This window comes from Porphyrobacter sp. HT-58-2 (assembly GCF_002952215.1).
Taxonomy (GTDB): domain Bacteria; phylum Pseudomonadota; class Alphaproteobacteria; order Sphingomonadales; family Sphingomonadaceae; genus Erythrobacter.
This window is the reverse complement of the sequence record NZ_CP022600.1, coordinates 45,931-58,268: the sequence shown is the minus strand read 5'-3', so window position 1 is coordinate 58,268 and position 12,338 is coordinate 45,931. Positions and strand designations below refer to the sequence as shown.

Annotated in this window: 11 protein-coding genes; 5 read left to right on the top strand and 6 right to left on the bottom strand. The window is 64.4% G+C overall.

From position 1 onward, the window contains the following. Positions 1-44: 44 nt before the first annotated feature. Both CHX26_RS00295 and CHX26_RS00290 read right to left on the bottom strand, forming a co-directional pair. Complete coding sequence (locus tag CHX26_RS00295; protein WP_233997209.1) at positions 45-1,082, bottom strand: glycosyltransferase family 4 protein; 1,038 nt, start codon at positions 1,080-1,082, stop codon at positions 45-47. A gap of 2 nt (positions 1,083-1,084) precedes the next feature. Next, a complete protein-coding gene (locus CHX26_RS00290) occupies positions 1,085-2,350 on the bottom strand; it encodes a nucleotide sugar dehydrogenase (protein ID WP_104940647.1) in 1,266 nt (421 codons plus the stop codon). A gap of 185 nt (positions 2,351-2,535) precedes the next feature. On the opposite strand from CHX26_RS00290, the gene CHX26_RS00285 reads away from it, so the two are divergent. Next, positions 2,536-3,618, top strand: a complete 1,083-nt coding sequence (locus tag CHX26_RS00285; RefSeq protein WP_104940646.1) for a CaiB/BaiF CoA transferase family protein — start codon at positions 2,536-2,538, stop codon at positions 3,616-3,618. Beyond that, the gene (locus CHX26_RS00280; protein ID WP_104940645.1) at positions 3,618-4,067 is read left to right on the top strand and encodes a MaoC family dehydratase; all 450 of its coding nucleotides are present in this window, start codon (positions 3,618-3,620) and stop codon (positions 4,065-4,067) included. The genes CHX26_RS00285 and CHX26_RS00280 overlap by 1 nt, the downstream gene beginning before the upstream one ends. On the opposite strand, the gene CHX26_RS00275 is transcribed toward CHX26_RS00280, so the two are convergent. From CHX26_RS00275 to CHX26_RS00260, 4 genes are read right to left on the bottom strand one after another with little or no spacing between them, the layout of a single operon-like run. Continuing rightward, complete coding sequence (locus CHX26_RS00275) at positions 4,041-5,483, bottom strand: efflux transporter outer membrane subunit (RefSeq protein ID WP_104940644.1); 1,443 nt, start codon at positions 5,481-5,483, stop codon at positions 4,041-4,043. The genes CHX26_RS00280 and CHX26_RS00275 overlap by 27 nt on opposite strands. A gap of 4 nt (positions 5,484-5,487) precedes the next feature. Further along, positions 5,488-6,477 (bottom strand): efflux RND transporter periplasmic adaptor subunit, encoded by a 990-nt coding sequence (locus CHX26_RS00270; protein WP_104940643.1) that lies wholly within the window; start codon positions 6,475-6,477, stop codon positions 5,488-5,490. Between the two features lie 45 nt (positions 6,478-6,522). After that, positions 6,523-7,197, bottom strand: a complete 675-nt coding sequence (locus tag CHX26_RS00265; protein WP_257790855.1) for an ABC transporter ATP-binding protein — start codon at positions 7,195-7,197, stop codon at positions 6,523-6,525. A 52-nt stretch (positions 7,198-7,249) separates the two neighbouring features. Then, entirely contained in the window at positions 7,250-8,386 is a 1,137-nt protein-coding gene (locus CHX26_RS00260; protein ID WP_104940641.1) for an ABC transporter permease, read from the bottom strand. Positions 8,387-8,482: 96 nt separating this feature from the next. On the opposite strand from CHX26_RS00260, the gene CHX26_RS00255 reads away from it, so the two are divergent. The 3 genes from CHX26_RS00255 to CHX26_RS00245 all read left to right on the top strand — a co-directional run bounded on the left by CHX26_RS00255 (position 8,483) and on the right by CHX26_RS00245 (position 12,282). Further along, the gene (locus CHX26_RS00255) at positions 8,483-9,157 is read left to right on the top strand and encodes a TetR/AcrR family transcriptional regulator (RefSeq protein ID WP_104940640.1); all 675 of its coding nucleotides are present in this window, start codon (positions 8,483-8,485) and stop codon (positions 9,155-9,157) included. A 107-nt stretch (positions 9,158-9,264) separates the two neighbouring features. After that, complete coding sequence (gene ftsH / locus CHX26_RS00250; protein ID WP_104940639.1) at positions 9,265-11,223, top strand: ATP-dependent zinc metalloprotease FtsH; 1,959 nt, start codon at positions 9,265-9,267, stop codon at positions 11,221-11,223. Positions 11,224-11,517: 294 nt separating this feature from the next. Further along, positions 11,518-12,282 carry a class I SAM-dependent methyltransferase gene (locus tag CHX26_RS00245; protein ID WP_104940638.1) on the top strand — a complete coding sequence of 255 codons (765 nt, stop codon included), beginning with the start codon at positions 11,518-11,520 and terminating at the stop codon, positions 12,280-12,282. Positions 12,283-12,338 lie beyond the last annotated feature (56 nt).

The following is a 12,338-nucleotide window of genomic DNA, read 5'->3' as shown; positions in this document are numbered from 1 at the left end:
CAAGGAGCAGCAAGGCCAGCGCCCCAAAGGCAAGTATGGTCTGGTTACGCAGCGGATAATCGGTGATCGATTGGGCTCATGTATTCCATGATCTTGTTCATGGTCGACTTGTCGTTCATCGCGTTGACCCGGTCGGGGTTGACGCCGAGGTCCATGGTCGAGAGCACCTCGAACAATTCCTGATCGGGCGCGCGGCCGGTGAAGGTGATGAAATCCGACAGACCGCGCGTCTGGGTGAGCGCCTGCAATTCCGCCAGCGCCGGACCGCCGCCGACGAGGACGAACTGGATATCCTCGCGGTGCATGACGCGCACCAGATGCTCGACCGCGTCGATCAGCAGATCGATCCCCTCCTGCTCGCCCATGACGCCGACATAGCCGACCATGTGCGCACGGCCGTTCTTCCAGCGCTCCACCGGGGGGACGCGCTTGAGCTTGGAGAGGTCAGGGCCGGAGCGCACGACATGCACGCGCTCAGGCGCCATGCCGCCGCGCTCGATTGCGATTGTGCGGTAGGAATGGTTGGTGGCGATCGAGACATCTGCGGCCTTGAAGGTCAGCTTCTCGAACAGCACCATCAGCCACCAGAAGAACCCGCGCTTGTTGAATTTTGCTTCGTAAAGCTCGGGATTGATGTCGTGATGATCGAAGATGTAGCGCACGCCAAACAGCTTGAACGGCAGGGCGACAAGGAAGATCAGATCGGGCGGGTTGCAGCCCTGGATTACGTCGATCCGGCGCTTCCTGTGGATGCGCCAGGCCAGCACCGTCTCCCAGAACAGAGCCGCGCCATATTCGGCGAGGAAGCCGATCGCGCCCTTGGCTTCCAGCGGCAGCGGGTGGCGGTGGATCTCGATGCCTTCGATAATTTCGAAGCGGCTCTCGTAACCCTTGCCGGTGGGGCAAATGATCGAGACATGCGCGCCTGCCGCCTTCAGCGTCCGCGCCTCCTGCCACACCCGCCGGTCGAAGGGCAGGGGGAGATTCTCGACCACGATCAGCACGTGGCGGCCCTTGAGCGGCTCGCCTTCGATGACCGCGGGGATGCCTTCCTCGGCGGCGATTTGGGCGGGCGCGTTCATCGTCACGCGATGGCGCTGGTGTCGACCACCTTGGCCTTGTCGACTGCAAGGCTGTCGATCAGGCGGTTGGTGGCAATGATCCGGGCATAGTCGCGGGTTTCGGCGGTGGCCTTGTCGACCATCAGCCCGTCGATGCGCGGCAGCACCGAATAGGCATAGCCGAGGTTCTGCCCCACCAGATTGTCGGGCGCGACCTTGGGATCGTAGATGTCGAGATCATACCCCGCTTCCAGCAGCTTCCTCGCCATGTCGACCGCCGGGCTCTCGCGCAGATCGTCGGTCTCGAGCTTGAAGGCGAGGCCGACCAGCAGCACCTTGGCCCCCGGTTCGAGGCCTCGGGTCGCGTACAGGAACTGGTGATGCTTGTGCGCCTCGTTCGAGCGGATCAGTGAATCCACCAGGTGCGTCGCCGAGCCGGTGTCGGCAGCGATATACTGGAGCGCGCGCACATCCTTGGGGAGGCACGAGCCACCGAAGGCACCGCCGGGGCGGGTGTAATAGGCACTGAGGTTCAATTTGGTGTCGCTCTTGAAGATCGCGTGCACTTCGCGTGCGGAGATGCCGAGGTTCTGGCACACGCGGCCGATCTCGTTGGCGAAGGCGACCTTGACCGCGTGCCACGAATTATCGACGAACTTGGTGATCTCCGCCTCGCGCAGACCCACTTCGAAGACCGGTGCCTCGATGCCCTCGTTGAGCTTTGTCATGTTGGCCGAAGGCTTGCCGCCCAGCGTGCCGATAACGATCTTGGGCGGATGGAAGAAGTCCTCGATCGCCGAGGCTTCGCGCAGGAATTCGGGGTTGTAGACCAGCTCGACCGCGCGTTCCGCCGCATCGCCGAGGTGGCTCTGGATGATCGGCCAGATGATGTTCTCGCACGATCCGGGCCGCATGGTCGACCGGTAGGCGAGGGTCAGCGGGGTCTTGCGATCCGGCTTCAGCGCGGCGGCAATCGCGCGGGTGACCTGCGCGATGTAGCTCATGTTGTGCGCGCCATCGACGCCGCTCGGCGTGCCGACGCAGACGATGGCGATATCCGCATCGTCAAGCTCGTCTGCAAGCTTCGTCACGGCCTTGACCCGACCATCGGCATGGGCGGCGGCAATCAGATCGTCGAGGCCGGGTTCATAGACCGGCGCGCGGCCTTCGTTCAGCGCCGCGACTTTGGCCTCGCTAACATCTACGCCAACGATCGTGTGCCCCTGGCTGGCAATGCACCCAGCCGCAGTGGAGCCGACGTAACCCAGTCCGAAAATGGCAACCTTCACGAAATTCCCCCAGCGGCGCGACCGCTATTACGGGATTTCGCGTAGCAACCACCCCTCATTGGTGCAATGCACAATCTTTCCGGCCATGCCGCCTGTGGCCCCAAGCGACCCGCAGAATCGACAGCCCGCCGCCCCTTGCCAGCTTGCCGCGGGCGCGCTTAATGCCGGGCCAAAGGGAGAGACACATGAGCAATGCAAGCGGGCCGCTTTCCGGCCTCCGGGTTCTTGAATTCAGCGGCATCGGGCCGGGTCCGCATGTGGCGATGCTGCTGGCGGACCTCGGCGCCGAGGTGGTCCGGATCGACCGGCCGGGCGCGGGGGTGAGCAATCCGGTGGTCGAACGGGCACGGCACCGCATGGCGGTAGACCTCAAGAGCGAGGAGGGCCGCGTCGCCGTCCGTGCCGCCGCCGCCCGTGCCGATGTGCTGATCGAGGGCTTCCGTCCCGGCGTGATGGAACGGCTGGGGCTTGGGCCGGAGGTGCTGCTCGAAGCCAACCCGCGCCTTGTCTATGCCCGCATGACCGGCTGGGGGCAGGAAGGGCCGCTCGCTCAGGCTGCCGGCCATGACATCAACTACATCGCCATTACCGGCGCGCTCGCCGCTGTGGGCAAACCGCATGAGCCCGCCACCCCGCCGCAGAACCTTGTCGGCGATTTCGGCGGCGGTTCGATGTATTGCGCCTTCGGGATCATGGCGGCGCTCTATGAGCGTGAGCGTTCCGGCAAGGGTCAGGTGGTCGACGCCGCGATCGTCGATGGGGCCACCAGCCTGATGAGCTTCTTCTTCGGGGTGCGCCAGATGCCGCATCTTTCCACCGAGCGCGGCAAGGGGATGCTCGGCGGGGCGGCACATTTCTATCGCTGCTTCAAGTGCGCTGACGGGAAGGAAATTTCGTTGGGGTCGATCGAGCCACAGTTCTACGCTGAGATGCTGGCCCGTGCCGGTGCGCCGGAGGAACTGGCGCAGGGGCAGATGAACCCCGCCAACTGGGATGACTACGCTGAAAAGCTGGCGGCCTTGTTTCTCACCAAAACGCAGGCCGAGTGGTGCGAGCTGCTCGAAGGTACGGACGCGTGCTTTGCCCCGGTGCTGGGGATCGAGGAGGCGCGCGAGCATCCGCACATGAAGGCGCGCGGCGCCTACGTCGAGCATGACGGGATCTGGCACACCGCGCCCGCCCCGCGCTTCAGCCGCACGCCGGGCGCTGTGCGTTCCAGCGCGGATGACGGCGCAGACGTCGTCGCAAGCTGGAAGGCGGCTTCGTAATGGCGGGGCGGTTCTTCGACGAATGGCAGGTGGGTGACCGGATCGAACACGAGATCCGCCGCACCGTGACCGAGACCGACAACCTGCTGTTCTCGACCATGACCCACAACCCGCAGCCGCTGCACCTCGATGTCGAGGCGGCCAAAGCGAGCGGGTTCGGACAGATCCTCGTGAATTCGACCTTCACCTTCAGCCTGCTGGTCGGGCTGTCCGTGGGGGACACGACGCTGGGCACGCTGGTCGCCAATCTCGGCTTCAACAATGTCGTGACGCCCAAGCCGGTGTTCATCGGCGACACCCTGCGCGCGACTTCGGAGGTGAAGGAATTGCGGGAAAGCAAATCGCGCCCTGATGCCGGGGTCGTTACCTGGGTTCACGAAATGTGGAACCAACGCGATGAGGTGGTGTGCCGCTGTGAGCGGTCAGCCCTGATCCGGCGGCGCGGCTGACGGTATCACTTCGCCGCCCAGGGCCTGCCACAAGACCACCCTTGCACGTGCTGCGCGGCCCATCGCCGCCGCCGCGCGTTCGCCGCTGGCATCGGCCGCACGGCGCGCTTCGAGCACTTCGAGGAAGCTGGCGAGACCAGCCTTATAGCGTGTCTCGGCAAGGTTGGCCGCGCGGGTGAGCTGGCCATGTTCATCCACCGCCAGCCGGCTTTCGGCATCGGCGGCGGCGACTACGCCGTAAGCCGCCTCGGCATCGCCCAGTGCCTGAAACACGGCCCCGCGATAGGCGGCAAAGGCAGCGCGCTTGTCGGCGGCGGCGGCGTCGATCCCCGCCCCCACCCGTCCGAAATCGAGCAGTGGCCCCGCCACCGCGGCGGTCAGCGTTCCGACCAGCGAATCGGTGTCGAGGAAGTCTTCAGGATCGAACGCCAGCAATCCGATCACCCCCGACAAGGTTATGCGGGGAAAGCGGGCGCGGGCGGCAGCGGCCAGATCGGCATCGCTGGCGGCAAGATTGGCGGCGGCCGCGACGACATCGGGCCGGTTGGCGAGCAGATCCGACGGCAAGGCGGCGGGCGCCTCTGCCATGGTCAGCGACGGCACCGGTGCCGCCAGCGCAGCGCGCACGCTGGCACCGTCCTGCCCGGTCAGCGTGATCAGCCTGCCGATCAGGCGCGCGCGCTCGCTATCAAGCGCGGCCAGCCGCACCTTGGACGAACTGGCAGTCGCTTCGGCGCGGACGCGGTCAAAACCGGGAGCGATCCCGGCGTCCTCACGAACCTTGGCCAGCGCAGCGAGCGATTGCGCTGCGGCCACATCGTCCCGTATCGCGGCGGCGCGGGCATCGAGCACGCGCCAGTCGATCACACTCGCAGCGATTTCGGCGAGCAGGGCAAGCCGCACACCTTGCGCCTGCGCGCTGGCCGCGTCGATCCGGGCCAGCGCAGCGCGTTCCTGCGCTTTCAGCCGTCCAAAGATGTCGGGGTCCCAGCTGGCGGTGATATTGGCGCCGTAAAAAGTCTGTTCCGACGGGATCAGGCCTTGTTCGCCTGCCGGGCCGAACTGGGCGGGATTGATGCGGTTCTGTCGGATGCTGCCATCGGCGGTGATGTTGGGCAGACGCTCTGCTCCGGCCCGCCTGGCGCCTGCACGGGCCGCTTCGATCCGGGCGGCGGCTTCGGCAAGGCTGGGAGCCTCAGCCAGCGCCGCTTGGGACAAGGCGCGGTAAGCCGGATCATTGGCGGGCATCAGCGCAGCCACTGCCGCACCTGTCCCGGCTTGCGGCTGGAAGAAAAAGGCGGTCGGCAATTCGGGTGCCGGCGTTGCGATTTCCGGCGCGGGCTGCATCACGCAGGCCCCAAGCAGCGCGGGCAGCGCCAGCGGGAGCAACGCGGTCGCTAGGGGTGGGCGACGCATTGCCTCAACTCCCCTTCTTGCCGGACTTCGCCGCACCGGTCTTTGCGGGGATGAAGGCGTCGATCTGCTGGCCGACGCGGAAGGCGTCCGATGGCGGCAGGGCGTAGATCAGTTGCAACACCCGAACATCCACGCGCTCGGCAGCGGAATTGGTCAGAGAACGCTTCGGCACGATCAGCGGCTCGGCGCGCACGAAGGTGGCCTTGACGTGCAGTTCTGCCGCACCGCGGGGCGAGATGACCGCCGGTTCGCCCAGCGCCACGCGCGCGACTTCGTTCTCGTCAATATCGACGCGCACGTGGAGCGGGTTGGTCTCGCCCATCTGGACGAAGGCCTTGCCGCTGCCGCCCTGTGTGGCGACGAATTCGCCCGGACGGACGTTCACGGCGAGGATTTCGCCCGCAATCGGCGCGCGCACGATCAGCCGCTCGATCTCGGTGCGGGCGGCAGCGGCGGCGGATTGCGCGCCGGAAAGTCGCGCACGGGCAAGGCCGAGGCGACTGGTGGCTGCGGCTTCCTCACCTTCGGCCCGGATCACTTCGGCGCGGCTGACGGCGGCGGGATCGGCCAGACTGAGATAGAGATCGAGTTGCTGGCGCGCGGTCTTCTGCGCGGCGCTGGCTTCAGCGATGGCGGCGCGGGCTTCGGCGATGGCAGCATTGGCCTGATCAAGGCTCGCGTGGGCGGCGCGGGCATCGACGGTGAACAATATATCGCCCTTGGCTACGCGGTCGCCGGGGCGCACCCGGACATCGGTGACAAGACCCGACAGTGCGGAGCCGATGTCGATCACCTCGCTCGCGGGCTCCACGATGCCTGCCCCGGCCACGCGCGGCGCATTGGCCAGATCGCCCACCGCCTTGGGCGGCTGTTCGACCGGATCGGTGACCGAACGGTCGGGCAGGCCGACGAGAATCAGCCAAGCGGCGATGGCCAGCCCGATCAGGGCAACAACCGGGAGGATCTGGCGGGCAAAGCTTAGATTGCGGAACATGAAGTCCTCGGCGGGTTCAGGGGCGGGTTCAGGAGGGAAAGGGTGTCAGTGGCCATCCGGCATATCCTTGCCGTCATGGGTTATGCGGCCGTCTTCCAGCACGATGATCCGATCAGCGAGATCGAAGATGCGGTTGTCGTGGGTGACGATGATGCAGGCGCGATCCGGCGCAACCGCGACTTCGCGCAGGAGGTCCATCACCCGGCGCCCGGACGAGGCATCGAGCGCGGCGGTCGGCTCGTCGCACACCACCAGCCGCGGCTCGTGTACCAGCGCGCGGGCGATGGCGACGCGCTGCTGCTGCCCGCCCGAAAGCTGGCGCGGGAGCTTGTCGGCCTGATTGCCGATATTGAGCTTGTCGAGCAGCACCTTGGCCCGCTCGCGCGCCTCTTGCAGCGGCACACCTTGCGCGATCAGTGGCACGGCGGCGTTGGCGGCAGCGTCGATCGACGGGATGAGGTTGTACTGCTGGAAGATGAATCCGATGTTGTTGAGGCGGAAATTGACCAGCTCGGTGTCCGACAGCTTGTAGATGTCGGTGCCGAACACTTTCACCTCGCCTTCGGTCGGGTAGAGGATGCCGCACATGATCGAGATCAGCGTGGTCTTGCCCGAACCGCTCTCGCCGACGACATAGGTCATCTCACCCGGACGAATATCGGCATCGATTCCGTGCAGGACGCGGATCGTGGTCTGCCCGGCTTCGAAATCGCGGGTAATGCCGCGCGCGCTGATGGCGGCTTCAGGGGCGGGGTGGTCATGGCCGACGAACTCACCGGAACACCGCCGCAGGCTCTGTCCTGAGCACCGATCGGATTGCCACGAGGCCGGTCAGAGCCAGGATCACAACCACCGCCACAAGGCTGATGAGCGGGATCTGCCAGGGGATGTAGAAGCCCTTGAAGAACGGGTTGGCGCCAAAGCCCTTGATGAAGGCCACCGTCCCGATCACGCCCAGCGCATATCCGATGCTGCCGACCAGCCCGGCCTGTGCGCCAACCATGCGCACGATCTTGGCATTGGTCACACCGATCGCCTTCAGAGCGCCGAACTGCTTGATATTGTCGCGGATGAACAGGCTGAATGTGAGGCCCACGATCGCCACCCCGACAACGAAGCCGAGAAACACGGTGATCCCGAAGTTGACCGGAATGCCGGTATTTTCGATGATGAAGTTGATCCCGGCCCCGGCGAATTCCCTGCGGGTTTCAGCCTTGAGTCCGGTCTCTGCCTCGATCCGCGCGGCGACGCCTTCCGGCGTCTCGCCCTCGCTCACGCCGACCAGCACGAAGGACAGGCGGTTGCGGGTGCCCGGGACGAAGTTCAGCGCGCTCGAATAACGGGTGTAAAGCACCACGGTGCTGGTGAAGCTGGGAATCGAATCCGCAATGCCGCGGATGACTGCACGCTGATCATTGAGCTCCAGCCGGGCGCCGACCGGGCTTACGCCAGCGGGGAAAAACCGCAGCGCGCCAACATCGTCAACCACCACGCTGTCAGGCGCGAACAGCACCGATTTATCGCCCTCGGCCATGCGCGCGGGCAGGCCGATCAGCGTCGAATCGTCCACCCCGATCACGGCCACGCCCTCAAGGTCGCCTTCCGCCGTGCGGACATTGGCAACTGCGCGCAAATGCGGGACAGCCCATTCCACCCCTTCGACCGAGCGCACCTTGTCAAGCGCGGTCGAGGGCATGGCATAACTGACGTCGGTTGTTCGGCTGACCGGATCCATCACCCACACCTCGGCCTCGGGCGCGTTGTAGACCCCGCTCGCCCCGCGTTCGACGAGGTTTACAAAGATCGTCATCTGCTGGGTGATGAGGAGCGTCGAAAAAGCGATGCCGAACAATAGCCCATAGAACTTCTGGGCATCTCCGGTCAGCATCCTGATGGCGATCCAGAGCACGTCGGCAGGAACCTTTATCGAGAGGCAGGGTTGCGCAGAGGAGAGAAATCTGCGCATTATTGAACGGCATCGTTTAATTGAACGGAGTCGTTCACTTTGTCAATCGGGTGTCCATCCGGCCCGGAAAAAAATTCCGGCCGCCGCAAGGCGGGCCGTCCGCTTGATGCTGCCAAGCGCGCCGCAATCGTCGAAACGGCGGCACAGCACTTTTTCCTTCACGGCTATGCTGCCACCGCGATCGAGCAGGTCGCCGCCGACGCTGGCGTGTCGAAAGTCACGATCTACAACCAGTTCGGCGACAAGCGTGCGCTGTTCGGCGCGGCGGTGACGCGCGAATGTGAGAAGATGCGCGGGCATTTCTCGCTCGATGCCATGCCGCAGGGCAGCATCCGAGAACGTTTGACGGCAATCGGGCAGGCAATCTTTGCCTTCCTGTTCCGCCCGGAGATGATCCAGTTCGAACGCCGGATCGCTGCCGAGACCGAGGCTGATCCGGCGATCGGTGCCGCCTTCCTCGAAGCTGGCCCGTGGCGCATGAAGCGCAATTTTGCCGACTGGCTCGATCATGCCGCTGCCGCTGGCGAGCTAGTCGTTTCCGATCCGTTGCTGGCCGCAGAGCAGTTCGTGTCGCTGTGCAAGGGCATGGGCGATCTTGAACGCCGCTTCGGCGCGCCGGTCAGCCCCGAGGCGCGCGATCAGCGTATCAGGGGCGCAGTCGACCTGTTTCTGGCGGCCTACGGCATGGCCGATTGCGGCTCGGTTGATCGATAAATCGCATCACCCTGTTCGAAAATTGGGATGATGTGCCAAGCCGCGCATTATCTTGCCATTCAGCATCATCATCCTACATTGCAGACTGACGAAAGGAATCTGCCGCGATGAGTCAGCAAAACGATCCCCAGCCGCAGGGCGAAGGTCCCAACCCTTGGGTCAAGCAGCTGATGATCTGGGGCGGGATATTTCTTGCCCTGCTGCTGGTCGTGACCATGTTCAGCAATGCCGGCCAGAACAATGGCACGGCGATCAACTATTCCGATTTCCGCGCTGCAGTTGCGGAAGGGGAAGTGCAGAACGTGCAGATGGGCGATGAACTGATCACCGGCACGCTCAAGAACGGCGAAGCCTTCAGCACCGTCCCCGTGCCAAACGATGTCACCCTGACCAAGCTGATGGAAGACAACGGCGTTCGCTTCACCGGCAAGCAGCGCGAACAGCAGAGCATGCTGCTGTTCATCCTGCTCAATTCGCTGCCCTTCCTGCTGATCTTGGGGATTGCCTTCTTCGCCCTCAGGCAGATGCAGAAGGGCGGTGGTGGCGGTGCGATGGGCTTCGGCAAGTCCAAGGCCAAGCTGCTGACGGAACGTTCGGGCCGCGTGACGTTTGACGACGTGGCGGGCATCGACGAGGCGCGCGAGGAATTGCAGGAAATCGTCGAGTTCCTGCGCGATCCGCAGCGTTTCTCCAAGCTTGGCGGGCAGATCCCCAAGGGCGCGCTGCTGGTCGGCTCGCCCGGCACCGGCAAGACCCTGCTGGCCCGCGCCATCGCGGGTGAGGCGGGCGTTCCGTTCTTCACCATCTCGGGCTCGGACTTTGTCGAGATGTTCGTCGGCGTCGGCGCCAGCCGCGTGCGCGACATGTTCGAACAGGCCAAGAAGAACGCGCCGTGCATCGTCTTCATCGACGAAATCGACGCGGTCGGTCGTTCGCGCGGTCACGGGCTCGGCAATTCCAATGACGAGCGCGAACAGACGCTGAACCAGCTGCTGGTCGAAATGGACGGCTTCGAAGCGAACGAAGGCATCATCATCATCGCCGCCACCAACCGCCCCGACGTGCTTGATCCCGCGTTGCTGCGCCCCGGTCGTTTCGACCGTCAGGTCGTGGTGCCGGTGCCCGATATCGACGGCCGCGAGAAGATCCTCGGTGTGCACATGAAGAAGGTGCCGCTGGCGCCTGACGTGAACCCGCGCGTGATCGCGCGCGGCACGCCGGGCTTCTCCGGCGCGGACCTTGCCAACCTCGTCAACGAAGCCGCGCTGCTGGCCGCGCGCCGCAACAAGCGGTTGGTGGCGATGCAGGAGTTCGAGGACGCCAAGGACAAGGTCATGATGGGCGCGGAACGCCGCTCCATGGTGATGACCGACGACGAAAAGAAGATGACCGCCTATCACGAGGCCGGCCATGCGATCGTCTCGGTGCACGAGGCCGCGTCCGATCCGATTCACAAGGCCACCATCATCCCGCGCGGTCGCGCGCTGGGCATGGTGATGCGCCTGCCGGAACGCGACAGCTACTCCTACCACCGCGACAAGATGCACGCGAACCTCTCGGTGGCGATGGGCGGGCGCGTGGCGGAGGAGATCATTTTCGGCCACGACAAGGTCAGCTCTGGCGCCTCGTCCGACATCCAGTACGCTACCAACCTTGCCCGCAACATGGTCACTCAGTGGGGCATGTCGGACAAGCTCGGCCCGCTTCAGTATGAGGAGCAGTCGGAAGGCTATCTCGGTTATGGACAGGCGCAGCGCACGTTCCGTTCGGGTTCGACCAACGAGCTGATCGACAACGAGATCAAGGGGCTGGTCGAAGGCGCACACAAGCGGGCGACCGAGTTGCTGACCACTCATGAAGATCAGCTTCACCTGCTCGCCCAGGCGCTGCTTGAATACGAGACGCTGACCGGTGACGAGATCAAGGCGCTGCTCGAAAACGGTAAGATCGACCGACCGGACGCCCCGCGCGGGCCGACGGTCGCAGCGCCCGTGCGCGGATCTGCGATTCCCAAGGCGGGCAAGCGGTTCGGCGGCAAGAGCGACGAAGCACCACAGGGCGCCTGATCGCTTCCCATCACCTTACGACATGCAGAGGCGCCGGGACTCGTTCCGGCGCCTCTTGCTTTCTGCCCGGCAAGGTTCTGTCAGGCGTTTTTTGCCTGCACCTGATCCGGCCCGGCTTTTGCCAATTCCATAAAAGCACTGGCAAGCGGTGCCTTCTGGGCTAAGCAGAAGCGGCCTCTTTCCTCTCGGGGGCTGGATGATTCGCCCGCAGGCATGGTGGATATCAGGCACGTCCTGTTGTGACGGATTGCCTCGGTGCGATGAAATTCGGGTCGGCGTTACCTGGAGATTATCATGACCGACACTATCACCAAATTGAACAACAAGTTGTGGCGGATCAAGGGCGGTACTCCCACTCCGTTCAGCGACTTCACGCTGAGCCTCGAACAGATCGACAAGACGAAGTATCCCGGTCGCTGCGCCGATATCTTCTTTGGAAACGACAAGGAAGGCGTGTTCAAGTGGCTGCATTATCTGCCGATCTATGACCGCATCTTCGGCAAGTATGTCGACCAGCCGATACGCTTTCTCGAGATCGGAGTGTTCCGCGGTGGCTCGCTCAACCTTTGGCGCGAGTTTTTCGGCCCGGCGGCGACGATCTACGGGGTCGATATCGATCCGGCCTGCGCCGCATTCGACGGGATTTCCGGGCAGGTGCGCATCGGTTCGCAGGACGATCCGGAATTCCTACGCCGCGTGGTCGAGGAGATGGGCGGGGTTGACGTGGTGCTCGACGATGGCTCGCACGTCTCCAGCCACCAGCGGGCCAGCTTCGAGGCGTTGTTCCCGCTTGTCAGCGACGGGGGGCTCTATGTCATCGAGGACCTCCACACCGCCTATTGGCCGTCCTACGAAGGCGGGCTGGGCCGACCGGGCACGGGGATCGAGATCCTCAAGGATCAGGTCGATGCCATGCACCAGCATTACTACACCCAGGGCGTCAACACTTCGGAGAATATCCCGCAGATCGAGAGCATCCAGTTCTTCGACAGCATCGCGGTGGTCGAAAAGCGCACACAGCTGCCGCGTGGTTGCGTGATGGTGCCGGCACCCAAGTAAGTGTTGGTCGAAGGCTCCTGTCGCTCCTCCGGCGGCGGGAGCCTTTCGCTCATTCG

What these genes read in the sequence shown, in the direction of transcription:
- CHX26_RS00295 (WP_233997209.1), bottom strand. Translation starts at nt 1,082, where the DNA reads ATGAACGCGCCCGCCCAAATCGCCGCCGAGGAAGGCATCCCCGCGGTC.
- CHX26_RS00270 (WP_104940643.1), bottom strand. Translation starts at nt 6,477, where the DNA reads ATGTTCCGCAATCTAAGCTTTGCCCGCCAGATCCTCCCGGTTGTTGCC.
- ftsH (WP_104940639.1), top strand. Translation starts at nt 9,265, where the DNA reads ATGAGTCAGCAAAACGATCCCCAGCCGCAGGGCGAAGGTCCCAACCCT.
- CHX26_RS00280 (WP_104940645.1), top strand. Translation starts at nt 3,618, where the DNA reads ATGGCGGGGCGGTTCTTCGACGAATGGCAGGTGGGTGACCGGATCGAA.
- CHX26_RS00285 (WP_104940646.1), top strand. Translation starts at nt 2,536, where the DNA reads ATGAGCAATGCAAGCGGGCCGCTTTCCGGCCTCCGGGTTCTTGAATTC.
- CHX26_RS00245 (WP_104940638.1), top strand. Translation starts at nt 11,518, where the DNA reads ATGACCGACACTATCACCAAATTGAACAACAAGTTGTGGCGGATCAAG.
- CHX26_RS00275 (WP_104940644.1), bottom strand. Translation starts at nt 5,483, where the DNA reads ATGCGTCGCCCACCCCTAGCGACCGCGTTGCTCCCGCTGGCGCTGCCC.